At 66.0% G+C, this 25,770-nt stretch carries 18 protein-coding genes; 12 read left to right on the forward strand and 6 right to left on the reverse strand.

What is annotated here, in order from left to right; all coding sequences use genetic code 11:
• Positions 1–7: 7 nt before the first annotated feature.
• The 4 genes from ACQPW1_RS05575 to ACQPW1_RS05590 all read left to right on the forward strand — a co-directional run bounded on the left by ACQPW1_RS05575 (position 8) and on the right by ACQPW1_RS05590 (position 12,072).
• On the forward strand, positions 8–5,110 hold the full coding sequence (locus ACQPW1_RS05575; RefSeq protein ID WP_433661678.1) for an amino acid adenylation domain-containing protein: 5,103 nt from the start codon (positions 8–10) through the stop codon (positions 5,108–5,110).
• Entirely contained in the window at positions 5,107–9,654 is a 4,548-nt protein-coding gene (locus tag ACQPW1_RS05580) for an amino acid adenylation domain-containing protein (protein WP_433661679.1), read from the forward strand. The genes ACQPW1_RS05575 and ACQPW1_RS05580 overlap by 4 nt, the downstream gene beginning before the upstream one ends.
• A gap of 86 nt (positions 9,655–9,740) precedes the next feature.
• Entirely contained in the window at positions 9,741–10,832 is a 1,092-nt protein-coding gene (locus ACQPW1_RS05585) for an MAB_1171c family putative transporter (protein ID WP_433661680.1), read from the forward strand.
• Positions 10,833–10,977: 145 nt separating this feature from the next.
• Positions 10,978–12,072, forward strand: coding sequence for an MAB_1171c family putative transporter (locus ACQPW1_RS05590; RefSeq protein WP_433661681.1), 1,095 nt, complete (start codon positions 10,978–10,980; stop codon positions 12,070–12,072).
• Here ACQPW1_RS05590 and ACQPW1_RS05595 read toward each other — a convergent pair.
• The gene (locus ACQPW1_RS05595) at positions 12,041–13,423 is read right to left on the reverse strand and encodes a SagB family peptide dehydrogenase (RefSeq protein ID WP_433661682.1); all 1,383 of its coding nucleotides are present in this window, start codon (positions 13,421–13,423) and stop codon (positions 12,041–12,043) included. The two genes, ACQPW1_RS05590 and ACQPW1_RS05595, sit on opposite strands and share 32 nt — an antisense overlap.
• Before the next feature lie 45 nt (positions 13,424–13,468).
• Complete coding sequence (locus ACQPW1_RS05600; RefSeq protein ID WP_433661683.1) at positions 13,469–14,446, reverse strand: ABC transporter substrate-binding protein; 978 nt, start codon at positions 14,444–14,446, stop codon at positions 13,469–13,471.
• Between the two features lie 171 nt (positions 14,447–14,617).
• Here ACQPW1_RS05600 and ACQPW1_RS05605 point away from each other — a divergent pair, with 171 nt between their 5' ends.
• Positions 14,618–16,396 carry an MFS transporter gene (locus tag ACQPW1_RS05605; RefSeq protein WP_433665157.1) on the forward strand — a complete coding sequence of 593 codons (1,779 nt, stop codon included), beginning with the start codon at positions 14,618–14,620 and terminating at the stop codon, positions 16,394–16,396.
• A gap of 61 nt (positions 16,397–16,457) precedes the next feature.
• Positions 16,458–17,663, forward strand: a complete 1,206-nt coding sequence (locus ACQPW1_RS05610; RefSeq protein ID WP_433661684.1) for an MAB_1171c family putative transporter — start codon at positions 16,458–16,460, stop codon at positions 17,661–17,663.
• Here ACQPW1_RS05610 and ACQPW1_RS05615 read toward each other — a convergent pair.
• A complete protein-coding gene (locus ACQPW1_RS05615; RefSeq protein ID WP_433661685.1) occupies positions 17,653–19,692 on the reverse strand; it encodes a M13 family metallopeptidase in 2,040 nt (679 codons plus the stop codon). The genes ACQPW1_RS05610 and ACQPW1_RS05615 overlap by 11 nt on opposite strands.
• 97 nt (positions 19,693–19,789) lie before the next feature.
• Complete coding sequence (locus tag ACQPW1_RS05620; RefSeq protein WP_433661686.1) at positions 19,790–21,838, reverse strand: M13 family metallopeptidase; 2,049 nt, start codon at positions 21,836–21,838, stop codon at positions 19,790–19,792.
• A gap of 429 nt (positions 21,839–22,267) precedes the next feature.
• On the opposite strand from ACQPW1_RS05620, the gene rplN reads away from it, so the two are divergent.
• The 4 genes from rplN to ACQPW1_RS05640 are packed head-to-tail and all read left to right on the forward strand — an operon-like array spanning position 22,268 to position 23,708.
• Positions 22,268–22,636, forward strand: a complete 369-nt coding sequence (gene rplN, locus ACQPW1_RS05625) for a 50S ribosomal protein L14 (protein ID WP_396995662.1) — start codon at positions 22,268–22,270, stop codon at positions 22,634–22,636.
• Position 22,637: 1 nt separating this feature from the next.
• Positions 22,638–22,955, forward strand: a complete 318-nt coding sequence (rplX, locus tag ACQPW1_RS05630; protein ID WP_150404095.1) for a 50S ribosomal protein L24 — start codon at positions 22,638–22,640, stop codon at positions 22,953–22,955.
• 1 nt (position 22,956) lies between these two features.
• Positions 22,957–23,520, forward strand: a complete 564-nt coding sequence (rplE, locus tag ACQPW1_RS05635; protein ID WP_150404096.1) for a 50S ribosomal protein L5 — start codon at positions 22,957–22,959, stop codon at positions 23,518–23,520.
• Between the two features lie 2 nt (positions 23,521–23,522).
• A complete protein-coding gene (locus ACQPW1_RS05640; RefSeq protein ID WP_040731429.1) occupies positions 23,523–23,708 on the forward strand; it encodes a type Z 30S ribosomal protein S14 in 186 nt (61 codons plus the stop codon).
• 99 nt (positions 23,709–23,807) lie between these two features.
• On the opposite strand, the gene ACQPW1_RS05645 is transcribed toward ACQPW1_RS05640, so the two are convergent.
• Positions 23,808–24,014, reverse strand: coding sequence for a hypothetical protein (locus ACQPW1_RS05645; RefSeq protein ID WP_433661687.1), 207 nt, complete (start codon positions 24,012–24,014; stop codon positions 23,808–23,810).
• 271 nt (positions 24,015–24,285) lie between these two features.
• On the reverse strand, positions 24,286–24,687 hold the full coding sequence (locus ACQPW1_RS05650) for a nitroreductase family deazaflavin-dependent oxidoreductase (protein ID WP_433661688.1): 402 nt from the start codon (positions 24,685–24,687) through the stop codon (positions 24,286–24,288).
• Positions 24,688–24,774: 87 nt separating this feature from the next.
• Between ACQPW1_RS05650 and ACQPW1_RS05655 the strand changes: the two genes are divergently transcribed.
• On the forward strand, positions 24,775–25,422 hold the full coding sequence (locus ACQPW1_RS05655; protein WP_433665158.1) for a TetR family transcriptional regulator: 648 nt from the start codon (positions 24,775–24,777) through the stop codon (positions 25,420–25,422).
• A gap of 27 nt (positions 25,423–25,449) precedes the next feature.
• Complete coding sequence (locus ACQPW1_RS05660) at positions 25,450–25,761, forward strand: WXG100 family type VII secretion target (protein WP_433661689.1); 312 nt, start codon at positions 25,450–25,452, stop codon at positions 25,759–25,761.
• Positions 25,762–25,770: the final 9 nt, after the last annotated feature.

Below are 25,770 nucleotides of genomic sequence, written 5' to 3' on the forward strand. Positions count from 1 at the left end.
AAGTTTCATGTCTGACACCGATGCCACCATGACCGCGCTGCAGCGGCGCAAGCAACTGTTGCAGCGGCGTATGCGTGAAAGTGGTTTGACCACAACAGAATCAACACCGTCGCCGGTGCGACGGGTCGCTGCGGGTGAGCGCCACCCGCTGGCGCCCGGCCAGCGCCGGATGTGGTTCCTGCAGTCGCGCGACCTTGCGGACCCCACGCTCAACATCTGCCTCGCTTACCGGCTGACCGGAGCGCTCGACGAGGTCAGGTTGCAGACTGTCGTCGCCAGAATTGTTGCCCGGCACGACATTCTGCGGACAACCTACGGTGTGGATGATGAAGGTGAGCCGTTTCAGGTCTTCCAGGACGATGCGGAGATCGACTGGGTATCACACGACCTGACCGACCTCCCGGAGCTGGGTCGCGCGCGCCGAGTCGAGGTGCTTGCGCGCCGGGAGTTCGGTCGGCCGTTCGACCGGTCCCGCGAGCTGCCGCTGCGCGTCACGCTGGTGCGCACCGGGGCATACGAGTTCGTGCTCGTCCTCGTTATTCACCACATCTGCTGGGACGACGATTCATGGGCGGTGTTCTTCGGAGAGCTCAATGCTGCTTACCGCGGCGATGGCGAGATGTCCGACACCACAGCACAATTCGTAGCCGTGGAGGTGCTCGACGCACCGGCCGATGCCGCGCCCGCGGATATCGAATACTGGCGGGACACACTGCGGCCGCTACCCGAGCCGTTGGAGCTGCCGGGCTCGGCCAAAGCCATACCATCGAAGCGGGCCGAGCGCTGCGCCGAAGAACTGCCTGCCGAGTTGCTCGCCCGCGTCGACGCCTTCGCCCGCGCACGAGCCGCGACACCGTTCATGGTGTTGCTCGCCGCTTTCGATGCGCTGATCCAGCGCTATACCGCGGCCACGGATTTCCTGGTTTCCATTCCGGTGACCAATCGCCGCGCCTCGGCCGAAGGCCTGATCGGATACCTCGGCAATACTCTGCTGCTGCGCGCCACCATGCGATCGGAAGACACATTCACCACCCTCGTCGACTCGGTGCGCGAGGCCTGCGTCGGGGCATTCACCCATCAGGGCGTCGGGATCGATCGAGTTATCCGCGAGGCGAATCCGGAGCGGTTCGCCGGACGAGATGCGATGGAACAGCTCGTTCGCCTGGGTTTCAGCGTGCGTCAGAGTACGGCGGGTTTCGCGTTATCCGGCGTCACCGCCACAGAATTGGCGCTCGGTGCTTCGACGGCTCAGATCCCGCTCGCGTTGGCGGTCGTGCTGAACTCCGACGGCAAATCGCGGTTGGAGGCGGAATACCAGGTCGACGTGTTGGGGCGGCCGCTGGTGAAGCAATTGCTACTGCACTTCGTACAGTTGCTGGACTGCGGGTTGGCGGAGCCGGACCGTCGGCTCGGCGAACTGGACATGCTCGGCCCGTCCGACCGGGCAGCGATTCTGCGGTTGTCGCACGGTGAACTCGTCGACAGCGCGCCGACCACCCTGATCGACCTTCTCGAAGGCCGCGCGGCAGCGGCACCAGAAGCGCTCGCCCTGGTATCCGACGCCGACGAAATGACCTACGCCGAATTGCATCGGCGGTCGAACCGCTTGGCGCATTGGCTGATCCGCCAGGGCGTCGGGAGCGACGACATTGTCGGTCTACGCCTGGTGACTTCGGTGGAATTCATCGTCGCAGTCCTCGCGGTGCTCAAGGCCGGCGCTGCCTACCTACCGATCAATCCCGCTTACCCCGATGACCGTATCGACTACCTCATCGAGGACAGCGCTCCGCTGCTGGTCCTCGGTCCGAGCGAGTTGGCTGAAGCAACGGCGGCGGCGACGCAGCTCCCGGAATCGAATCCGACCGATGCCGAACGGGTCCGGCCATTGCGGCCCGCGCATCTCGCGTATGTCATCTACACCTCGGGCTCGACGGGGCAGCCCAAGGGGGTACCAGTGCCACACGCCGCCATCGCCGACCATATCGCGGGCTTCGCCGCCGAGTGGGAAATGACCGCCGACGATCGAGTACTGCAGTCCGCGTCGGTCAGTTTCGACGCCTCGGTCGGGGACATCTTCGTCACCTTGGCATTGGGTGCACGATTGATCGTCCCGAAACCTGATGCCTTCGAAGATGTCCGCTACGTCGCCGATCTGATCGCCCGCCGCGGAGTGACGGTGTTGCAGCTGGTGCCGTCGATGCTGAGCACCTTGATGTTGCTCCCCGAGATGAGTGAATGGCGTGCGCTGCAGCGTGTTCCGGTCGGCGGCGAGGCGCTGGCCGGTGAGGTGGCCGACAAGTTCACGAGCGCCTTCGACGCCGAGCTACGAAACCACTACGGTCCCACCGAGGCAGTCGTTTGCGCCACGCATATGCCGGTCGAGGGGCCGCAGGGTGTGGGTACCGTATCGATCGGCTTTCCGAACCGCAACGTCTACGCGTATGTGTTGGACGAAGCGCTCCAGTTGGTGCCCGCCGGCGTGGTCGGCGAAATCTATTTGGGTGGTGTGCAGCTGGCCCGCGGTTACCTGGGCCGGTCGAGCGCAACTGCGGAACGTTTTGTCGCAGATCCGTTCCAGGCCGGCGCGCGGCTTTATCGGACCGGAGACCTCGCGCGCCGCAACAATGTCGGCCAGCTCGATTTCATCGGTCGCGCCGACCAGCAGTTCAAGGTGCGTGGATTCCGGATCGAGCCCGGCGAGATCGAGGCCACCATCGCGGCGCATCCGGCGATCGGCCACTGTGTGGTCGTGATCAGCGACAACCTCGCTGCGGGACCGATCCTTGCCGCGTATGTGGTGCCTGCGGCAGACCTCGGCGCGGCCGGGGATATCGATCTCGAACAGGTGCGTGCCCACACCGCGGCCGCCCTGCCGGAATACATGGTGCCCAGTGCCTTCTTGGTGATCGACAAGATTCCACTGACGGTCAACGGCAAGCTCGACAAGCGTGCGCTGCCCGCTCCGACATCGGCCACCGAGCGGCAGTACCGGGAACCGGCGACAGCGACCGAACGGCGGATATGCGCGATATTCGCGCAACTGTTCGCCGTGCAGCGGGTGGGCGCGGATTACTCGTTCTTCGAACTCGGCGGCCACTCGCTGCTCGCCGCTCGACTGGTCGCGCGGATTCGGGCCGAGTTCGGCGTCGAACTGGACGTCCGTAGCGTCTTCGACACCCCGACGGCCGCAGGTCTCGCGGTGCGGTTGGTCGCGCGATTCCGCGACGAGTTCGGCATTGATCTCGATGCGATGGATATGGACGAGGTCGCACCGGGCGAGTCCGACGATTCCGGCGCAGCGACCGGATCGGAACGGCCGCAACTCGGCGGTCGGCCGCGCGAAGGCGTTGTACCGCTGTCGTATTCGCAGCTCGCGATGTGGTGCCAACATCGTATGGAGGGCCCGAGTACGGTGGGCAACCTGCCCTTCGCGGTGCGGTTGGACGGTGCGCTCGACAGCGGTGCGCTGGCTGCCGCGATCGGCGACGTGGTGGCCAGGCACGAGGCGCTGCGCACCACGTTCCCCGAACGCGACGGTTTGCCTTACCAGTTCGTCCATCCGGTGCTCGAGGTACCGGTGCCGAGTACGCGCATCGCCGCCGATCGCCTGGATGCGGAACTGGCCGAGATCGCCACGTATCGGTTCGCGCTGGATGGTGAGCCGCTTATCCGGGCACGGCTACTGCTGCTCGACGCGCAGAGCTCGGTGCTTTCGCTGCTGGTGCACCACATCGTGGCAGACCATGCGTCGTTCGGCATTTTCCTCGCGGATCTGATCGCCGCTTATCGGTCGCGCGTCGACGGTGGAGCTCCGCAGTGGGCGCCGCTGTCCATCCAGTACACCGATTACGCACTGTGGCAACGGGATGTCTTCGATACGGGGACGGCGGGTACACCGAGCCCCTTCGGCCAGTCCCAGATCGACTACTGGCGTACGAAACTGGCCGACGTGCCGGACGAGATCTCGGTGGCGCCCGATCGCCCGCGACCGCGGGTGCTCGGCAAGCAGGGTGAGGTCGTCACGTTCACCGTGCCACCGGTGCGGCGCAACGGCCTGACGGCACTCGCTGAACAGTGCGGCGCAAGCGAATTCATGGTGTATGACGCCGTGCTGGCGACCGTGCTGCACAAGCTCGGCGGCGGGACCGACATCCCGCTCGGCACCCCGGTGGCCGCCAGGGTCGACGAAGCAGCGGGCAACCTGGTCGGCCTCTTCGCGAATATGGTCGTGCTGCGCAACGACTTGTCCGGCAATCCGACCCTGCGGGACACGGTGATTCGGGGTCGCGATGTCGTGCTCGACGCCTACGGACACCAGGAGATGCCGATCGAACGCCTGGTGGAGGCGCTCAACCCGACCCGGTCGCGCTCGCGGAATCCGTTGTTCCAGAGCATGATCCATTTCCGTGGCGCCGATTGGGCACCGGCGACGGTCGATCTGAGTGCCGCCGGCGACACCACGATCACCGTCTTGCCGGTGGACTTCGATATCTCGTTTCTGGATCTGAACCTGAGTTTCAATGTGACCGTGGGCGGCGGCCTGGATGTACGGGTCGTCGCGAACGCGGATCTCTATGATCCGGCGACCACGCAGTTGATCGCCGACGCCGTGGCCACGACGCTGGACGCGTACGCCACCGTCCCGGATCGCACCGTCGCTGAGCTGCGGGTCCTGGCGCAGGACGACCTCGAGCGGCTGCTCGAGCCGCCGGCCGCCATGCCGTCGGCGGCGGCCGAGCTGCCGCGCGCAGCGAGTGACGAGCCGCAGACGGCCACCGAGCGGACCCTCATCGAGCTGCTCGAGGAGCTGCTGGAAGTAAGCGACGTCGAGGCCGATGACGGATTCTTCGCGTTGGGCGGCGACAGCGTGATCTCCATCCAGTGGTCGGCCCGAGCGGCCGCACTCGGGCTGCCGCTCACGCCCCAACTGGTTTTCGAGCATCTGACGATCGCCGAGCTGGCCGCGGCGGTCGACGCGGCGGCGGAACAGCCTGCACCGGAGTCGGATTCCGCACAGCCGGGGCAGGTCGAGCACGCGCCGATGAGTGCGTCCGGTCTGGACGCCGACGCATTGGCCGCGCTCACCGCATCGTGGCAGGCGAAGTCGTGACCGCGGCAGACACGGTACCGCCGCAGATCGAGGACGTGCTCGCGCTCAGCCCGCTGCAGGAGGGTCTCTTCTCGCTGGCGCAGCTGACCGGTGCCGGAATCGACCTGTACACCATGCAGTTCGTCGTAGATATCGACGGGCTGGTGGATGTGGCGCGGTTGCGCGACAGCGCGCAGGCGATGCTCGGACGGCATCCGAATCTGCGAGTCTCGTTCTGGGACAGGGATGTACCGAAACCGGTGCAGATCGTGCCGACGCATGCCGAGTTGCCATGGTCAGAACGGATCGCGCAGCCTGCCGAATTCTCGGCGATCGCGGAAGCGGAGCGGCGGCGGCCGTTCGACCTGAGTCACGGTCCCGCATTGCGGATTGTGCTGTTGACCGTGCCGGACACGACACCGCCGCAGCGGCGCATGATCCTCACGGCGCACCACATCCTGATGGACGGCTGGGCGGTCGCGGTGTTCTTCACCGAGCTGCTCGCGGCGTATCAGGCTGGTGGTTCGACGGATTCGCTGCCCGCGCCGCGGCCGTACCGCGATTACATCGGCTGGCTGGCCGCGCAGGACAGCGATGCGGCGATGCGCCGGTGGGTCGAATATCTGGGCGACCTCAGCGGTCCGTTGATGATCGCCGAGGCGACCGCGGTCGCGGGCGACGTGCCGGAGAAGACGCGACTGTTGTTGCCCGCCAACGACACCGCGCGCCTGCAGCGGTGGGCACGTGCGCACGGGTTGACGCTCAATACCGCCGTGCAGTTTGCCTGGACGGTGGTGCTGGGCAGACTCACCGACCGCCGCGACGTCGTATTCGGCACCACCATCTCCGGGCGGCCGGATCAGCTCGCCGGGGTGGAGGGCATGGTCGGCCTGTTCGTCAACACCGTTCCGGTCGCTCACCGGCTCGAGCGTTCGGCATCTGTGCTGGACCAATGCGTACGGTTGCAGCGGGAATCCGCCGCCATGCGCGAAGTCGGCTATGTGAGCCTGTCATCGGTGCAGCGCGCCATCGGGCACGGTGCCCTGTTCGACACCATGTTCGTGTTCGAGAACGCGCCGATCGACGACGCGATCCACAGCGTCACCGCCCCGGATGGCGCCCGCTTTCGGCCGATCGAGATGGAAAGCCTGGCGCACTACCCGTTGACGGTGGTGTCGCATCTGTACGAGGGCGACCTGGTGGTTCAAGTGGAGGCGATTTCGGCTGCGCTACCGCACCTCGGCTCCGCCGAGATCGGCGAGCGGCTGCTTGCGGTGCTGCGGCAACTGCCGGACATCGGCGACGCGACACCGGACGCGATCGATCTCCTGTCGGCCCGTGAGCATGCTGAGTTCCGTACTGCTGGAACAGAGTCCGTGGTTCAGGCGCATTCGACAGTGTGGGAGCTGTTCGAGCGGCAGGTCGACGCGATACCCGAAGCAGCTGCGCTGACTGCCGGTACCGGGGAGCGGCACACCTATCGCGAGCTGCATGCGGCCGCGTGCCGGCTGGGCCGCGAGTTCGCCGAGCACAGTGTCGGTCCGGAAACCATTGTGGCGCTGGTGCTGCCACGATCGACGCAGTCCGTCGTGGCCATCCTCGCGACATTCGCCGCCGGTGCGGCCTATGTGCCGGTGGACATTTCGCTGCCCGCGGCGCGCATCGCATCGATCCTGCGGCAGGCACAACCCACCCTGACCGTTGTGGTCGAAGGCTGTCGTGACCTGCTGTCCGGAACGTCGATCGACACCCTGGTGCTCGACGATCCGATTGTCGCCGAACGTATCTCGCGGCAGCCCGCAGTCGCTCCAGCTGTGCGACGACACCCATCGCACAGTGCGTATCTGATCTTCACCTCCGGCTCTACCGGTGAACCCAAGGGTGTCATCGGCACCAACGCCGCGTTGACCGGCTACTTCGCTGACCATCTCGACCGCTTCTACCGGCCCGCGATGGCCAGGCTCGGTCGGCCACTGCGGATCGCCCACGCCTGGTCGTTCAGCTTCGACGCTTCATGGCAGCCTATGGTCGGCTTGCTCGCCGGTCAGACGATCCACCTGTTCGACGCCGACGAGATGCGCGACGCGCACCTGCTTGTCGCGGGCATGGCCCGGTACGACATCGACATGATCGACACGACACCGTCGATGTTCGCGCAACTGAGCGCGGCGGGCCTGCTGGAGCGGGACTTGCCGGTACTCGCCTTGGGCGGCGAGGCCATCGACACCGCGCTGTGGTCGCGGCTGCGGGCATTGACCGGTACCGCGGTGCACAACTGCTACGGGCCGACCGAGACGACCGTCGAGGCCGTTGTCGCCGCCGTCGCCGACACCGAGACGCCGACCATCGGTGCCCCGACCGCCGGAATGTATGGCTATGTACTCGATTCCATGCTGCGGCCGGTGCCGCGCGGCGTGGTCGGTGAGCTCTACCTCTCCGGTGGGCAACTCGCCCGAGGCTACGTCGGAAAGGCCGCTCTTACCGCTGATCGGTTCGTGGCCGACCCACTGCGGCCTGGCCAGCGTATGTACCGCACCGGTGACCTGGTGCGGCGGCTACCGCACGGCGGCTTCGGCTATCTGGGCCGGGCGGACGCACAGGTCAAAGTACGCGGGTATCGGATCGAGATCGGCGAAATCGAAACCGCGTTGCATCGGCTGTCCGGCGTGGCCACCGCGGCGGTCACCGTGGTGCGCCGCGCCGGTGGCGCGAGTCTGGTCGGTTTCGTTGTCGGCCAACCGAACCGAGACATCGACCCGGGACGCATCAGGGTCACCTTGGCGGAACGTCTTCCCACATACATGATTCCGGCGCGGATCGTTGTCCTCGACCTGCTGCCGGTCAACGCGAACGGCAAGCTGGACGGTCACGAACTGGCTCGACTCGCCGAGCAGGCATTATCCGTTGACGGGTCCGCGGGGGCGAGCGCTACCGCGGTCACCGAGACCGAACTCGCACTGTGTGAAGTCCTGGCAGAGTTGTTCGACGGTCGCGCTCCCGGCACCGACGACGACTTCTTCGCGCTCGGTGTGGACAGCATCGTGGCCATCTCTCTGGTCAACAAAGCCCGGCGGCGCGGAATCGCGCTGAGTCCGCGAATGGTGTTGGCGAACCCGACCATTCGCGAACTCGCGGTATCGGTTGACGCCGCATCCGGGTCCGTCAGCGTCGAGGCCGCCGAGTACGGGGAAGTTCTCCCGCTTCCCGTGGTGTCCTGGATGTACGAGTACGGCAACTACCGCCGGTTCACGCAGACCACGTTGTTGCGGCTCCCCACCGGCATCCAGCACGCGGCTGTGGAATCTGTTCTGCAGGCCATGCTCGACGGGCACGACACCCTGCGGTCCATCCTGGCAGAGACGACGGACGGCCTACGCCTGATCACCCGCGCACCGGGATCGGTGTCGGCCGCCGACCTGCTCGACCGATTCGACTGCCAGGTCGCCTCCGATGCGGAACTCGATGCGGTGATCGCGGCCTCCGCTCGGACCGCGATGGACGAGATCGATCCACGCACCGGCGCCATTGTCCGGGCGGTGCGGTTCACCGGCTCACACCGTGGTGACATCCTGTTGCTGGCCATCCACCATCTGGCGGTCGATGTCGTTTCCTGGCATGCCCTGCTCGGCGGTCTCGCCGAGGCGTGGGCCATGGTCGAGGCCGGCGCGGCGCCGAAGCCGTTGCCCGAGTTCACTTCTTATCGCCGGTGGTCCGAGCTCATGTGGCAGCGTGCCGGTGCGCCCGAGGTACTTGCGCAGCGCGGGTACTGGGCCGGCCAGGTCAGTGCGCCCGATCCGGCGCTCGGCCGACGGCGCCCGGATCCGACCACAGACACGTGGTCTTCGCTGCGCGTCACTTCGGCGATCACCCCGGTCTCGGTCACTGCCCGCGTCCTGGCGTCCTTGTCGAAGGAAGAAGGTGTCCGTGAGTTCCTGCTCGCGGCGCTCACCATGACGCTGGCCAGCTGGCGTCGGGAACGGAACCAGAACGCCGAGGCCGGAGCGCTGATCGCATTGGAGGGGCACGGTCGAGCGGATGGTGTGCTCGGCACCGACACCGCGAACACCCTCGGCTGGTTCACCAGTGTGTTCCCGGTCCGCCTCGGTGTGGGCGAGGAGTCCGTCGAGGTGGCGCAGGCGGAGGCGGACCCGAGTGCGGCACGTGCGCTGCTGAATTCGGTCGTCGCGCAGATCGGCTCGATTCCTGTCGACGGTCTGGACTACGGTCTGCTCCGGTACGTCGACCGGACACCGGAACTGCAGGCCGCCGAGCCGCAGGTCGAGTTCAACTACCTCGGCCGAGTCGACCTGAGCGGCACCGCGAATCAGCCATGGTCGCTGATCACCGACGCGCACCGGGACGCGCTGCCGCTCGATCCGGAACCCGACCTACCGCTGCGCTACGCACTCGACGTCATCTCCGGTATCGGCACCACTCCGGAAGGCCCGCAGCTGACCACCAATTGGCGCTGGAGCGACGCCCTGTTCGCCGCATCGGACGCGGACCGTCTCGCCGATTTGTGGCAGCGCGCTGTCGTAGCCTTGGCGGCGGCTCTCGCGACCTGACACCACTGCACTTCGAGAGATTACCCACGTCAGAGCGATACCGTAAGATCCTGTGCCGCTGTTGGTTCGACGTGTATGGAGGCTCGATGACCCCGCCGGTGTCGACCGAACTCGCGGCTTCGGCGCTGATGTTCGCCTTCGTAGTCGTGGTGGCCCGTTGGTTTTTGGTGCACGACGCATTCGGAAATCGTCTGGTCAACCGAGCACTGGGCTGGCAGATCGGAGGCGCCGCCATCGAGGTTCTCGGTTCGGGCACCTATCTCGCCGACGTGACGTACCGAGCATTCCTCGGCGCCGGTGCGATAACGCTCGGTTACCTCTACGGCATCGCGGCAGTGTTCGCCGATGCGGACATCGACAAGGCTCGACGACGACAGCCGATCATCAACACCGTATTCCTCGTATGTGCCGTAATCGTCGTCCTGACCGGCCGTCCGGCGGACCCCATGCAGCCGGGCTTCGGCTGGCAGGCTCCGCTGGTCTGGGCGATCTTCAACGTTCCGATGGCGCTGTTCGGATTACACGTCATTCGCGCCTGCGTGCGTGAGCTCCGGGTGGCGGAGAGCCGAGTCTATGAGCGGCTGGTCTTCTCGGCTCTGTTTCTGGCCGCAGCATATGCGTCCTTCGCTGCTGTCGGGTCCGGTGTTCAGGTACTCGGCGGCCGACCGTCCGACAGCCCACCTGCGGACTGGACCACGGCGTCCTGTCTCTGCTTTTTCGTGATCACTGTTTTGCTGTCGGTGCCGGTGGTCAACGTCTTGCTCGCACGGGCAGGATGGGATCGCATCGGCCGCCGCTGTCGGCGATTGTGGCCGTTGTGGCGCGACCTCACTGCGGTCGTGCCCAGCATCGTGCTGGACGACGGAATTGATCGCCGTGATCCCGAGCTCCGCCTGTACCGCATGTCCGTCGAGATCCAGGACGCACTACAGCATTTGAAGCTGTACATGCCGCCGGCCGATCGGCGCGAACAGTCCGTCGGCATCCACGCCGTCCAGATCGCAAGGGCCGTCGAAGCCAAACATCGCGGCGTGGAACCGGTCGCCACGGTTGCGGCGGGGGACCTGCCAGGGCTCATCACCGGGGACAGGGGCACCGAGCTGGACCGTCTGCTCGAACTGGCTCGGGTCTGGCCGACTGCTCGCGCTGCGGCCTCGGCTGACACCCTCGTGAGCTGACCAGAGGCTGCTTCGGGCCGCTGTCGAGGTCATGTCGATACCGTAAGATCGGCTCCCGCCTGATCAGTCGAACGCGTACGGAGGTGCCGATGTCCCCACCGGTGCCTGCCGACCCCGCTTTACCCCGCCCGTTTGGACCGCACCGGTGACCACGCCCGCGCCGATGGCGGTCGTCATCGCGGCGATCGCGGTGCTGTGTGCGGTCACGCTGGCTCGATGGATTCTCATCGACAGCACGCCGACAGCTCGGCTCGTCACTCGTGCGGTCACCTGGATATCGATCGGCGCGGTGGTGCAGTACAGCGTGCTTGCGGCCGGACACGAAGGGGCGGCGGTTCAGTACTTCCTGTTCTGCTCGGTGTTGTCGGTGGCCAATGTCTATGGTCTGGCAAAGCTTTTCGTCGGTGCGGATCCGGCGGGTGCCCGTGATCGTCAGCGGCGCTACGACATTACGGCCGTGGTCGCCGGTACTACGGCGCTGCTCATCGGTCAGTCGGAAGGCGATGGCGGAGCGGGCTTCTGGTTGCGGGCGGTGGTCAGCTGGACGGTGTTCAATGTGCCGCTGCTGGTGGCGGGGGTGCACATCATGCGGGCCTGTCTGCGTGACATTCGGGTCGAAGCCTCACTGCTGAAGCAGGTTCCATACCTCGGTCTGCTCGTGCTGGCGGCGGGGTGGTTCGTCGGCGCGGGACTCACGGTGGTGCAGGCGTTCGACGGCAAACCACCCGGCGCCATATCGATCGAGTGGAGTTGGGTGTCGTGCCTGTTCTGCGTGCTGGTCGCGCACGTGGTGGCGGTACCGCTGGCCCAGATGATGCTGGCGCGGGCCGGCTGGGATCAAACCGGGCGAAACCTTCGTCAGCTGGAACCGTTGTGGCGGGACCTCACCACGGCGGTGCCGGAGGTCGTGCTGCCCGCAGGCGTCGGGCTCGGTCGTGATCCCGAGTCACGGCTGTACCGGATGACCGTGGAGATCCGAGACGCGTTGCTGCATCTGCGACCGCATCTGTCGGTCGACGACGTGCCCGAGTCATCCGTCGAGAGCTACGCCACGCAGATCGCCCGAGCGGCGCGCGCCCGCGAGCGGGGGATCACTCCGTTGGGTGCGCCGCCGTCGCACTTTCAGCAGATCTCCGCGCGGGACATGACCTCCGAGCTCGGCTACCTGCTCGACCTGGCCCGGCACTGGCCGAGGGCACGCGCCGTGGTCAGCGGTCGTGTGCAGGTGAGCCGACAATGATGCTGCCGACCGCGCATTCGGTCAGCTCGTCCACGTTCGCCGCGGCGGCGAAAGCGGCTGTGTCGCTGAAACCTTGGGCGCACGCGCCGAGTCCCATCGCAGTCGCGGCGAGGTACACGGTCTGCATGACGACGCCGACGTGCTTCAAGATGCTGGCGTACGCCACCTGCTCGTAGGTCCACATGACGCGCCCCGACCGCGCGGCGAGCAGTAGCACCAGTTGCGGTTCGCCGCCCTCCGCGAGGGTTGCCGAGGTGGCCCGCAGGAGTCGTTGCACCGCAGGCGAATCCAGGTCGGCGACCGGGCGCAGCACATGGTCGAACGAGTCGTAGTGGTACATGCCGGCCGCGAGTCCGTCGACGTGCCGCACGATCGGGTAGAGCTCGAGCTCGTAGACACTGCCGCCGGATGGGTAGGGGCGCGACGCCAATTCCTCACCGGGACCGGCACTTCGGACACCGCGGGTGCGGGCCGTCCGATACAGCAGCTCGGCCAGCTGGTCGTGGGTGATCGGGTTGGCGTCGTCGAACGCGCGGGTGGATTGCCGATCTTCCAGCACCGCAGTCAATGTCGGGTCGTTGGCGCGCAGCGCGGCGAGGTCGGGCTGTGCGAGCGGCACCGGTTCGCCGGGGTAGTTCGGCTTCCGTGCGGGTGGCTGCGGGAAGCTGTCCTTGGCCCACTTGGTCGGGCCGAAGTGATCCCAGGTGACGGTGCGCTCGCCGAGCGTGCTGCGCCGGTGGAACCACAGGTCGGCGGCATTCCAGCTGCGGGAGGCGAACTCTCGCTCCTCCTCGTCCGGATCCGCGACGAGGAATCCACACCAGTGCAGATCGGCGGCGAGCTGCGACTTGATCGAGACGGCCAGCGGCGACTCGGCCGCGCCGAAACCGTCGAGCAGGGAAAGCAGCCTCGGGTCATGGATCCGCACGTCGCACCAGGACAGCGGGTGCTCGAGTACGAAGCCATCCGAATCCCTGTGCAGCACAGCAAATTTCGACAGCGTCGCGCGCCACGGAAGCCTGGTGGCCGGGCGGGCAGGTGGCTGTCCGAACGGCCGGATGCTGTAGAGGTTGCGGCCGCCGTCGCGCACGGTGACCGACAGCCAGCCGCCGTCGGTGAGCCGGTCCATCAGCCCGGCGACATCCTCGGTGCCCGATCCGGCGGACAGTTCGGAGACCGTCGCGGGTCCCTGGTTCAGCGTTCGCAACGCATGTAGCTGGCCACTGCCGAGTCCGGACAGCTTCTCGTTGCGCGGCGGATTGAGCAGCAGCGCGCCCGCGGGCGTGGTCAGGCAGGTGACGCCCTCACGCAGTGCGTACCTGGTCTGGTCGGGATATGTGACGGCGGACAAAACCGCTGACCTCCGCTTGTCGATCCGATGTGGTGGAAGCGCTGCCTATTTCGCCGCGGTGGCGAAGGCGGGCGCCAGTTTGTCGAGCATGTAGGGCACCGACAGCGCGGTCGGCTGGTTGATCGCGCTGATCTCCTGGGTGGTGAGGAACACGACCGAGCCCTTGCGCACCGCGGGCAGGTCGGCGTAGCCGGGTAGCTGCCGGTACTTCTCGTCCAAGCCGGGGGAGTAGCCCGCGAGCAGCAGGTCGGCGGTGAGCTTGTCGGCCCGTTCCGGCGACAGCGCCACCCGGCCCTGGTTGGCGGGGAGGTCGGTGAGGTCCTTCGGAATGCCCATGCCCAACTTCGTGAACAGCTTGCTGGAGCCGTCATTCGGGTCGGTGACCACCATGAGCTGGGTGGCGCTCGCCAACCAGGTGGTGGCGAAGGTCTTGCCCTTCAGCCCGGGGTTGGCCTGGGCGATCGCGTCGATCTTCTTGTCGACATCGGCGATGACCTTCGTGGCCGCGTCCTGCTTGTGCAGCACCTTGCCGAGCGTGGTCACCAGGTCCGGCCACGGCGTCACCGCGTCTTTGCCGAGCGCGGGCAGGGTCGGGGCGACCTTGGAGAGCTCGTCATAGGTCTTCTGGTCGGCGACGAACGGATCGGCGAGGATGAGGTCCGGCTCCAGCGCGGCAACCTGTTCGGCGACATTGCCCACCGGGTTCAGGGCCTTCGCGTTCTCCAGCGCCTTCGGCTCCCACGGCGGTGTGCTCTTGGACACCGTTGCGACGTTGTCCACGTACCCGATCGGCGTCACGCCGAGCGCCAACGTGGTGTCGAGCCACTGATTGCCGAGGACGACGATCTTCTTCGGTGTGCTCGGCACCGTGGTCGAGCCACGCGCGTGGGTGATGGTGACCGGTTCGTCGCCGGAACCGGCGTCGTCGCTCGATGAACCGCAGGCGGCCAGGCCCAGTGTCAGCGCGGCAGCGACGGCGACCACCGTCGTTCTGGCCCAGCGCGACATCCGAACAGACTCCATCAGTTGGCCCCCTTCACAGGACATGCTCCGCCGGCTCGGTCGAGATACTGCCAGCGTAATTCAGCCAAGGCTAACCTATCTAGCCCGTCGCGTGACCAGCCCCTCTTGATGGTTAGATCCGCTAACTATATAGTTTGCGGAGATAACCATCCGCGAGGGGACGCCGTGACGATGCCATCCACCGATCTCGATCTTGGCGAGGTCAGCACCATCCGCCGCAGATTGCGGTACGACCGGGATCATCCGCACTACAAGTGGATCGTGCTGACCAACACCACGCTCGGGGTGCTGCTCACCGCGATCAACTCGTCCATCGTGCTGATCTCGCTGCCCGCGATCTTCCGCGGTGTCGGGCTGAACCCGCTGGACGCGGGCAATGTCGGGTACCTGCTGTGGATGCTGATGGGCTACCTGCTCGCGACGGCGGTGCTGGTCGTCATGTTCGGCAGGCTCGGCGACCTCTTCGGCCGAGTTCGCGTGTACAACTTGGGTTTTGCGGTCTTCGCGTTCTGCGCGCTCGCGTTGTCCTTCGATCCGTTCCACGGTGGGGCGGGCGCCATGTGGATCATCATCTGGCGCGTGGTCCAAGGCGTCGGCGGCGCGATGCTGACCGCGAACGCCACCGCCATCCTCACCGATGCCTTCCCGGCGAAGCAGCGCGGCACCGCGCTCGGCATCAACATGGTCGCGGCGGTCGCGGGTTCGTTCCTCGGTCTGCTCATCGGTGGCGTGCTCTCGGAATGGGATTGGCGCGCGGTGTTCTGGGTGAGCGTGCCGATCGGCGTGCTCGGCGCGTTCTGGTCGTACCGCTCGCTGCACGAGGTGGGTATCCGGTCGAAGGGCAAGATCGACTGGGCGGGCACGATCACCTTCGGGCTCGGGCTCACCGCGCTGCTCACCGGCATCACCTACGGCATTCAGCCCTACGGCGGCAACGCCACCGGCTGGTCCAGTCCCTGGGTGCTCGGGTCGGTGATCGGCGGTATCGCGCTGCTCGGGGTGTTCTGTGTGGTGGAGAGCAAGGTCGCCGACCCGATGTTCCACCTCGCCCTGTTCCGCAACCGCGCGTTCGGGCTCGGCAACTTCAGCAACCTGATGGTTTCCATCGGCCGCGGCGGCATGCAGTTCATGTTGATCATCTGGTTGCAAGGCATCTGGCTTCCGTTGCACGGCTTCAGCTTCGAGTCGACGCCGCTGTGGGCGGGTATCTATCTGTTGCCGCTGACCGTGGGATTCCTTGCGGCGGGGCCGATCTCGGGCTGGCTGTCGGATCGCTACGGTTCGCGTCTGTTCACCACCGGCGGTGCGTTCATCGCCGGACTCACCTTCATCCTGCTGCTGATCGTGCCCGTCGACTTCAACTACTGGGTCTTCGCCGCGATCATCCTGTTGAACGGGATCGGCAGCGGACTGTTCTTCTCACCGAACACCGCGGCCATCATGTCCAGCGTGCCCGCCGCGCAGCGCGGTGCGGCCTCCGGCATGCGCGGCACCCTGTTCAACGGTGGCAACGCGCTGTCCATGGGAATCTTCTTCTCGCTCATGGTCGTCGGCCTCGCCGCCAGCCTGCCCTCGGCACTGGACGCGGGCCTGCGCGCCCAGGGTGTTTCCGCGGGAGCCGCCGCCGACGTTGCCGGGCTGCCTCCGGTGGCCAGCATGTTCGCCGCGTTCCTCGGCTACAACCCGATCCAGGAATTGCTCGGCCCCACCGGCGAATTGGCCAAGCCCGGCGTGCACGCCGACACCCTGACCGGCCAGGAGTTCTTCCCGCACTTGCTCACCGGCCCGTTCCACACCGGTCTGGTCGTCGTCTTCATTGCCGCCGCGATCATGATGTTCCTGGCCGCGGCCGCCTCGTTCTTCGCAGGCAACAAGTACGTGCACGACGAGCAGTCCGAACTCGCCGAGGCCGAGGAACTCGCGCACAGCGCACCCGTTCCCGCGCGCTGATCGGAGGTCACACCCGCCCTGTGGTTCCGGGCGGGTGTGCGCGGCACCTATTGTCACGACGATGAACTCCGCGCCGCCTCTCTTCTCGGCGATCGTCGTCCTGTTGGGCGGCCTCGTCGTCAGTGGTCGTTGGTTGCTCGTCAACGAGACGACCGCCGATCACTTGATCAACCGCGGCCTGAGCTTGGACATCGGCTCGATTCTCGGATACGCGGTCGCCGCGCTGCTCGGCTATCCGGATTTCGGACAGCGGCTGTTCGTCGCGATAGGTGCGTTATCGCTGTCCAGTTTCTTCGGGTTCGCCGCGTTGCTCGACGGAGCCGAACCGCGGACGTCGCGCGGCCGTCAGCGCCGATTCGACACGATCGCCGGGTCTTTCGGACTGTTGGTGGTGATCTGCGCCGCGGCCGAGGAGGCCGGTCTGCATCTGCACCGCATCGTCGATTGGGAGCGGGTGGCGTGGGTAGTGGTCTCTCTGGTCCTCGCGTGGACCGGGGTGCTGCTCGTTCGTGCCTGCGTTCGTGAGCTTCGTAGCGGGGCACCGGCGAGGCGAGAAAAGCTGACCTACTCGGCCTTACTGGTCTTCGGCGTCTACTGCGTCGACAGCGTGTTCTACGGGATCCTGAAACTGTCGGCCGGTGAGTCACCGGGCCGGCCGGGGTTGTTCGCGGCCGTGGGATCGTTCATCGGCATGGGTCTGCTTTGCGCGTTGGTCGCGATCCCGTTGATCAATGCCATTGCTGCCTGGGCCGAGCTGGATCGGGCGGGTCGGCAGTGTCGTCGGCTGCGCCCACTGTGGCGCGATCTCACCGCCGCCGTCCCCGAGGTGGTGCTGCACTCCGCGGAGTCCGCGCGCCGGGACTCCGCCTCCCGCCGGTACCGCATGACGGTCGAAATCGGCGATGCCCTAATGCATCTGCGGCAGTTCGCCCCGGACACCGAATCGCCCCGTGCCGAAACCATCAGCGCCTATGCCCTGCGGATCGCCGAAGCCGTCGAGCTGAAGCGGCGGGGTATCCCGGCGCTGCGGCGAACCGAGCAGTCCCCCAGCGCAATTCATCCTCCGGCCGAGGACCGCACGGCCGAACTGCGTAATCTGCTTGCCTTATCGCGTGCATGGCCTCGCGCCCAGGCCGCGGCCGTGCATCCGGAAGTCGCCGAGCACCTACCTGGAAGCAGCTCGGTCGATCGGTGCCGTATCGACTTCCCGCACACCGAATCGCATGCGAAACCATGTGCGGGAAGCCGACGGGGGATCAGAACGTGATGCGCTGATCCGCGGGCAGGAAGAGCTTGTCGCCTTCCTTCACACCGAAGGTGTTGTAGAACTCCGTCAGGTTGCGGACGACCTGGTTGCAGCGGAATTCGGCGGGGGAGTGGGTGTCGGAGGCGAGGTAGCGGATGGTCAGTTCCTTGGTCTGCTTTTCCCGCCAGCTGCGGGCCCAGGACAGGAACATGGTCTTGTAGTCGGGGTTGTCGATGCCGCGCCGCTTCTCCGCGATGCGGAAGGCCGCCAAGGTGATCTGCAGGCCGCGCAGGTCGGCCAGGTTTTCGCCGACGGTGAGCTCGCCGTTGACGTGCTGGCTCGGGTCGAGACCCTCGGGCACCAGGACGTTGAACTGATCGATGAGCTGCTTGGCCTTGGCGTCGAACGCGGCCCGATCCTCGGGCGCCCACCAGTCGCGCCGGTTGCCGTCACCGTCGTACTTGGAGCCCTGGTCGTCGAAGCCGTGCCCGATCTCGTGGCCGATGGTCGCGCCGACCGCGCCGAAGTTGACGGCGGGTTCGGCGTCCTTGTCGAAGAACGGCGCCTGGAGATACGCGGCGGGAAACACGATCTGGTTCGAGGTCGACGAGTAGTAGGCGTTCACCGTCTGCGGCGACATCCCCCACTCGGTCTTGTCGACCGGGGTGCCGAGGCGGGCGAACGCCCGCTTGGACTCGAAAGTGTTGATGGACAGCAGTGATTCGACCAGCTTGCCCCGGGTGATCTTCATCTGCGAGTAGTCGACCCACTTGTCCGGGTAACCGATCTTGGGATCGATCTTGTCCAGCTTCGCGATGGACGCCGTCCTGGTCGCCGGGGACATCCACGTCGAGTTGGTGAAGTTCTCCCGATACGCGGCGATCACATCGTCGAGCATCTCCTTGGCCCGCTGCTTGGCCTCGGGCGGAAAGTGCTTGTCCACGTAGACTTTTCCGAGCTGCTCGCCCAGCTTGTCGTCGACGATCCCAACGCCGTACTTCCAGCGGTCCGGGCGCTCCTCCTGACCGTTGAGCACCTTGCCCTTGAACTCGAAGTTCGCGTCGTTGACGGCCTTCGGCAGATACGGCGCGAAGTCGCGAATCACGTTGATCTTCAGATAGTCACGCCACGTGGCGATGTCGACCTCGGTCCACAACTGACCGGCCGCCGTGATGAACGAAGGCTCGCCCACCACCATCGTCTCGAACAGCGAACGCGGCCGGTCGGTGTTGCCCGCCATCCACGGGTCCCAGTCGAAACCCGGTGCGAGAGCGGTCATATCGGCCCACTTGAACACGTTGTACGTCGCGTCGGTATCGCGGGTCCGTACGTTGTCCCAGTGCGCGGGCGCGATCCGCTTCTCCAGGTCGAACACCCGCTGCGCCAAGCCCTCCGGATCCGGCAGCCCCGCGCCTGCGGCGATGCGCCCCAGGAAGATTCGATACTGCGCGAGCACATCGGCGTACTCGGGCTTCCGGTAGTACTGCTCGCCGAGACCCAGTCCGGACTGCCCGACCGACGGGATGTAGGCGTTCGAGTTCTTCCGGTCGGTGCCGATGCCGATGCCGATCAGACCGGCGATCGGCAGCTCGGCCATCACCTTGGCCAGGTCGGCCTTGGTCGCGGCACCGTCGATCTTGGCGAACAGCCCGGCCAGCGGGGTCATGCCGAGCCGCTCGATCTCGTCCCAATCCACCCTGGCGTCGAACAGGTCGCGGATCTGCTGCTCCTCGGACCCCGGCTTGGGATCCTTGATGCCGTCGATGATCTCGCGCAGCTGCTGCTCGGTGCGTTCGGACGCCTCACTGGTCGAACCGAAGGCGACCTTGTCCGGCGGCAACTGGTAGTCGCGCAGCCACTTCCCGTTGACGTGCCGGTACAGGTCGTCCTGCGGACGGATCGCCTCGTCCGCGCCACCCATGTCGACGCCGGTGAGCGGCTTGCTCGCCTCTTTGCTGTCGCTCGAGCAGGATGCGAGCGCGGCGGCGGCAGGCACCGCCCCGAGCGCGATCAGGAAGGCACGACGGTCCAGGTGTCCGAGACGTGTCACGAGGATTTCCTCTCCCGATGCGGTCCCGCCGCATCCTCGTCAGGCGCAATTTGTTCGCCCGAGGCTACCCGCCGCCGGCGCTCACCGGCTGCCCATCTCAGAGCGTGACGCGCTGGTCCTGCGCCAGGAAGAGCTTGTCGCCCGCCACCACGCCGAAGGTGGCGTAGAACTCGGCGATGTTGCGGACCACCTGGTTGGCGCGAAACTCGTTGGGCGAGTGCACGTCCCTGGCGAGCAGCATCTCCTTGGTCTGGGTGGTCGCCTGCTGTCGCCAGACCCTGGCCCAGGACAGGAAAACCGTCTCGAGGTCGGGTTGCTTGCCGTCGCGTTCGGCCGCGGCGCGGTACGCGGCCAGCGCGATCTGCAGTCCGCGCAGGTCGGCGAGGTTCTCGCCGACGGTCAGCGCGCCGTTGACGTGCTTGCTCGGATCCAGGCCCTCGGGCACCAGCGCGTTGTACTGCTCGATGAGTTGCTTGGTCTTGGCCTCGAACGCGGCCGTGTCCTCTGGCGTCCACCAGTCGCGCCGATTGCCGTCGCCGTCGTACTTCGCGCCCTGGTCGTCGAAGCCGTGCCCGATCTCGTGGCCGATCACCGCGCCGATGCCGCCGAAGTTGACCGCGGCTGCGGCGTCGGCGTCGAAGAACGGCGTCTGCAGGATGGCGGCGGGGAAGGTGATCTGGTTGGCGGTCGGGTCGTACATGGCGTTCACCGTCTGCGGCGGGAAGCCCCATTCGGTCTTGTCGACCGGGGTACCGAGCTTGTCGAACGCGCGAGCGACCTCGAAAACCCTTACCGCGCGGACGGATTCGACCAGCTTGCCCTTGGTGATCTTCAGCCCGGAGTAGTCGATCCACTTGTCCGGGTAGCCGATCTTGGCGACGATCTTGTCGAGCTTCGCGAGGGCGGCCGTCTTGGTGGGCGGCGACATCCACGCGGAGTTGGTGAAGTCCTGCCGGTACGCCGCCATCAGATCGGCGACCAGCGCCTTGGCACGCTCCTTGGCCGTCGCCGGAAAGTGCTGGGCCACATAGAGTTTGCCGAACGGTTCGCCGAGGTTCTGGCTGACCGTCGCGAGACCGTCCTTCCAGGGCTCCTGGCGCTCGTCACGGCCCTGCAGCGTCTTGTCGACGAACTCGAACGCCGCGTCCGAGATGGCTTTGGGCAGGTAGCGCGCGAACTCCTTGACGACCGAGATTCGCAGGTAGTCGCGCCACTGCGCGATATCGACGTCGGCCCACAACTGGCCGGCGGTCGTGACGAACGAGGGCTGCCGGACCACCACGCTGTCGAACAGCTGCTTGGGTCGATCGGTGCTGCCCGCCAGCCACGGGTCCCAGTCGAATTGCGGTGCGAGCTTGATCAATTCGGCCCAGGCGAGCAGGTTGTAGGTGGTGTCGGGATCGCGGTCGCGGACGCTGTCCCAGTAACCGGCGGCGATGCGGGTCTCCAGGTCGAGCACCCGTTGCGCGGTGCCTGCGGGATCGGCCAGGCCCGCGCCCGCGGCGACCTTCTCCAGGTACGTCCGGTAGGCCGCGAGCTGCTCGGCGTACTCGGGCTTGCGGTAGTACTGCTCGTCCAGGTTGGCGTCGATGCCGGACTGGCTGACCATCGCGATGTAGTTGGCGGAGTTCTTCTGGTCGACGACGACCTGGAGTCCCATGAGACCCGCGATCGGCAGCGAGCCCATCACGCGGGCGAGATCCGCCTTGGTCGCCGCGCCGTCGATCGCGGCGATCAGATCGGCGACCGGCGTCATGCCGAGCCGCTCGATCTCGTCGCGATCGAGCCTGGCGTCGTAGAGGTCGCGGATCTGCTGCTCGGTGGAACCGGCCTTCGGGTTCCGGATGTCCTCGACGATGCCGCGCAGCTGCTGCTCGGTGCGGTCGTTGGCCTCGTCGAAGGAACCGAACGACGACTTGTCCGGTGGCAGCCGATACTCGCGCAGCCAGTTGCCGTTGACGTGCCGGTAGAGGTCGTCCTGCGGTCGGATCGCGGGGTCCGCTCCGGCGAGGTCGACGCCGGTGAGGCGGACCTCCGAGGCTTGTGAGTCCTGCGAGCAGGAGGCCAATGTCGCCGCGGCGGGCACAGCCGCGAGAGCGAGCAGGAAGGCGCGGCGATCGAGACGAGCGGACGAGCTCAAGAGCATCCCCTTTTCGGTACGGTCGAGCTGAACGGTGCTTCTCCTTAACTGATCTTGCTCGATCCGAGGGTATCCGCGTTTGACCGACCCAGGTTTCCAAGACGGCCCTCCTAATGTTTTCTGTTGTTGCGAGGTCTGGAACGCTCACGATTAGGTCGACCTCGAAGTTGAGAGTCGGTTGGCGCTCGCTGGACCTGGAGGTCGTCGGCGCGTAGGGGGGCCGATTTGGGACGACCTGCGGATTCACCTACACTGGACCAGTTGCCTGCGGGAGCTATGCCCGCAATCCGGCAGTGAACCCCCAGTGGTTGGTTCTCGAGTTGCACATTCGGATCCACGAAACCGCTGGCAGGCGCGCGTCCGGAGGGCAACTGACCATGCCCGTCGGGTCGGCAATCCGGCGTGCGTTTACATCCAGGTCCAGGAGGAGCTGAAGTGATTCAGCAGGAGTCGCGACTGCGCGTCGCCGACAACACGGGCGCGAAGGAAATCCTTTGCATCCGCGTTCTCGGTGGTTCGTCGCGTCGCTATGCCGGTATCGGCGACATCATCGTCGCTACCGTGAAGGACGCTGTCCCCGGTGGCAACGTCAAGAAGGGTGAGGTCGTCAAGGCCGTCATCGTGCGCACCACCAAGGAGCGCCGTCGCCCGGACGGTTCCTACATCAAGTTCGACGAGAACGCGGCCGTGCTGATCAAGCCGGACAACGACCCGCGTGGCACTCGCATCTTCGGCCCGGTCGGCCGCGAGCTGCGCGAGAAGAAGTTCATGAAGATCGTTTCGCTGGCCCCGGAGGTGCTCTGACATGAAGGTGCACAAGGGCGACACCGTGCTCGTCATCTCGGGTAAGGACAAGGGCGCCAAGGGCAAGGTCATTCAGGCCTACCCGGAGCGCAACCGGATCCTGGTCGAGGGCGTCAACCGGATCAAGAAGCACGTCGCGAACTCCACCAACCAGCGTGGCGCCTCTTCGGGCGGCATCGTGACCCAGGAAGCTCCGATCCACGTGTCCAACGTGATGATCGTCGACTCCGATGGCAAGCCGACCCGCGTCGGTTACCGGACCGACGAGGAGAGCGGCAAGCGGGTCCGGATCTCCCGTAACAACGGGAAGGACATCTGACATGACTACCTCTGAGCAGACCCAGCCGCGCCTGAAGGCGCGCTACCGGGCCGAGATCAAGGACGCGCTCAACAGCGAGTTCGACTACGCCAACGTGATGCAGATCCCCGGTGTGGTCAAGGTTGTCGTGAACATGGGTGTCGGTGACGCCGCCCGCGACGCGAAGCTGATCAACGGTGCGGTCAAGGACCTGGAGCTGATCACCGGTCAGAAGCCGGAGATCCGCAAGGCGACCAAGTCGATCGCGCAGTTCAAGCTGCGTGAGGGCATGCCCATCGGTGCGAAGGTCACGCTGCGTGGCGATCGCATGTGGGAGTTCCTGGATCGTCTGGTCTCCATCGCGCTGCCCCGTATCCGCGACTTCCGCGGCCTGTCGCCGAAGCAGTTCGACGGCAACGGCAACTACACGTTCGGCCTCAGCGAGCAGTCGATGTTCCACGAGATCGACGTGGACTCCATCGACCGTCCGCGCGGTATGGACATCACCGTCGTGACCACCGCGACGAACAACGAAGAGGGCCGCGCCCTGCTCAAGCACCTCGGCTTCCCGTTCAAGGAGAACTGACGATGGCCAAGAAAGCACTGCGGATCAAGGCTGAGGCCAAGCCGAAGTTCGCCGTTCGCGCCTACACCCGCTGCCAGCGTTGCGGTCGCCCGCACGCGGTCTACCGCAAGTTCGGCCTCTGCCGTGTCTGCCTTCGCGAGATGGCGCACCGCGGTGAGCTGCCGGGCGTGCACAAGAGCTCCTGGTGAGCTAGTGCTCGGCTGAGCACACCCGCGTAAGCGGAAAACTGAACAAAGGCACGGTCTCCAGTGGAGGCCGTGCCTTTGTGCGTTTATCGCCGTCGATCGTCAGTTCTGCTGGCCCAGCAATTCCAGCGAGCGCTGGTGCGCGCTGACTGCCAAGGCGGACTCCCGCGCGGCGTCGGAGCCGCCTTGTCCGGCGAGGTACGTGTGCAGATTGGCTTTGGCCTCGTACCAAGCCGCGCGCTCGATGTCGCCGGCCTCGGCAGTGGGGCGGCTCAGAGTCAGGGCGGTCATTTCGACCAGGACGTTCACCCGCGGTCCCTTCTCGACAATGTTGCAGATGGTTCGTTGGGTACACCGTGACCTGCGTTCGGAGTGTTACGCCGGTCGCGAGTACCTACGTAGTATGTGCGGCTCTGTCGCCTGCTCAATAGAGGTCACGTGGTGTTCGCTGATCTGTCCTATCAAGGTTGCTGGGTCGCGTCGAAGGGGTTTCAGCCCAGGTAGAACGCCCGTACACAGCCGCATTGCGGCATCGTTGCATCCAATGTGCTGCATGATTGCCGATCAGTGGGCTTGCACGTCAGTGCGCGGATTTCAGTTCGCGGCGGATGTCGACGCTGAGAAAATCCGGTGCTGCGAGCACGCTGCGGAGCATGAAGCGGATGAACGGCGGCGTGTCGGCGGCGCTGTCGTCGCGGTACACGCGCGGGGTATCGACCTCGTAGCGCCGACGCCCGGACTCGAGTTGGCAACCGCCGGCGGCGAGAACGTTTCGCACCCAATCGGATTCGGGACCATAGGTCAGTGCGATCACGTATCCGCCCTCTCGTCGGAAGGCCCATAGCGGTGTCCGGAAGATCCGGCCAGACTTACGTCCACGATGAACCACCAGCGCCCATCCCGGTGCCCACGGGGCGATGAACCTGGTGAGCCGGTTGAGTCCGATCCGGTTGGCGCGAGCGACCCAGCGTGGAGCAGGCATCTCAAGAACTTCTCACTTGTGGAATTACTGCTTTCAGCGTATCGCGGCGGCAAGCAGGAAATCAACGGTTGTAGAGTTTCTGGCATTATGCCTCCGATTGGACGACGGCCGGGCAAGGCCGATACCCGGGAAGTGCTGCTGGCGACGGCGCGACGTATCTTCGCCGAAGCCGGCTATGACAAGACGACCGTGCGCACGATCGCCGCTGCCGCCGGCGTCGACCCTGCGCTGATCAGGCACTACTTCGGCAGCAAGGCCGACCTGTTCCGGGCCACCATGGGGTGGCCGTTCGAGCCGGCGGATATCGCGGCGCGAATCACCGAGGGCGACCCGAGCGGAACGGGGGAGCGGCTGACCCGGGTGTTCTTCGAAGCGTGGGACCGACCGGAAACACGCGCCCCGTTGCTGGCAATCCTGCGCGGCGCCGCAACCCACGAGGAGTCCGCCAACCTGGTGCGGGAATTCATCCAGGGACGGGTATATGCCCAGATCGCGGCAGTGCTACCGGGTGCGGATGCGGAATTGCGGATCGACCTGGCGATGGCGCAACTGCTGGGCATCGCCTATCTCCGCTACATCCTGCGGGTGGAACCCATCGCCTCGGAAGGACTGGACGAGTTGACGGCGCGAGTTGCTCCGGTGATCAAAGCTCATCTGGATGTGGATCGGGTGCAGAATCCGGCGGAACCGGGGCGGCATCGGGTGCGTCATAGTAGGGACGGAGAAACCGCCTGAGTCGCCATCGAAAGGAGGGGGTCGGCTATGGGAGATCCATCGTCGCTTTCGGTTGAGCCCGAAGAGGTGAAAGCGCTGGGGCGCATGGCTTACCAGATCGCGGACGAATTGAAGTCCGGGTATTCGTCGCTGGTAACCGACACGAAGGTCACCATCGACAGCTGGGCCGGGAACAACGCAGGCGTTTTCACCGCCGCGTGGGAGGAGTTCCACGAAGGCGCCGATCAGGTGTGGGATGCGTTGTTCGAGCTGGCCGAGAAGCTGGGCGTGACCGCGGATACTCTCCGCGCGGCCGACCAGTCGTTCGCCACAGGCGTCAGCTCCCTGGACCTGCCGTGAACGGGGGAG

This window comes from Nocardia sp. CA-128927 (genome assembly GCF_050955855.1).
Taxonomy (GTDB): Bacteria; Actinomycetota; Actinomycetes; order Mycobacteriales; family Mycobacteriaceae; genus Nocardia.

What these genes read in the sequence shown, in the direction of transcription:
- rplX (WP_150404095.1), top strand. Translation starts at nt 22,638, where the DNA reads ATGAAGGTGCACAAGGGCGACACCGTGCTCGTCATCTCGGGTAAGGAC.
- ACQPW1_RS05660 (WP_433661689.1), top strand. Translation starts at nt 25,450, where the DNA reads ATGGGAGATCCATCGTCGCTTTCGGTTGAGCCCGAAGAGGTGAAAGCG.
- rplE (WP_150404096.1), top strand. Translation starts at nt 22,957, where the DNA reads ATGACTACCTCTGAGCAGACCCAGCCGCGCCTGAAGGCGCGCTACCGG.
- ACQPW1_RS05575 (WP_433661678.1), top strand. Translation starts at nt 8, where the DNA reads ATGTCTGACACCGATGCCACCATGACCGCGCTGCAGCGGCGCAAGCAA.
- ACQPW1_RS05650 (WP_433661688.1), bottom strand. Translation starts at nt 24,687, where the DNA reads ATGCCTGCTCCACGCTGGGTCGCTCGCGCCAACCGGATCGGACTCAAC.
- ACQPW1_RS05620 (WP_433661686.1), bottom strand. Translation starts at nt 21,838, where the DNA reads ATGCTCTTGAGCTCGTCCGCTCGTCTCGATCGCCGCGCCTTCCTGCTC.
- ACQPW1_RS05605 (WP_433665157.1), top strand. Translation starts at nt 14,618, where the DNA reads ATGCCATCCACCGATCTCGATCTTGGCGAGGTCAGCACCATCCGCCGC.
- ACQPW1_RS05585 (WP_433661680.1), top strand. Translation starts at nt 9,741, where the DNA reads ATGACCCCGCCGGTGTCGACCGAACTCGCGGCTTCGGCGCTGATGTTC.
- ACQPW1_RS05640 (WP_040731429.1), top strand. Translation starts at nt 23,523, where the DNA reads ATGGCCAAGAAAGCACTGCGGATCAAGGCTGAGGCCAAGCCGAAGTTC.
- ACQPW1_RS05610 (WP_433661684.1), top strand. Translation starts at nt 16,458, where the DNA reads ATGAACTCCGCGCCGCCTCTCTTCTCGGCGATCGTCGTCCTGTTGGGC.
- ACQPW1_RS05655 (WP_433665158.1), top strand. Translation starts at nt 24,775, where the DNA reads ATGCCTCCGATTGGACGACGGCCGGGCAAGGCCGATACCCGGGAAGTG.
- ACQPW1_RS05600 (WP_433661683.1), bottom strand. Translation starts at nt 14,446, where the DNA reads ATGGAGTCTGTTCGGATGTCGCGCTGGGCCAGAACGACGGTGGTCGCC.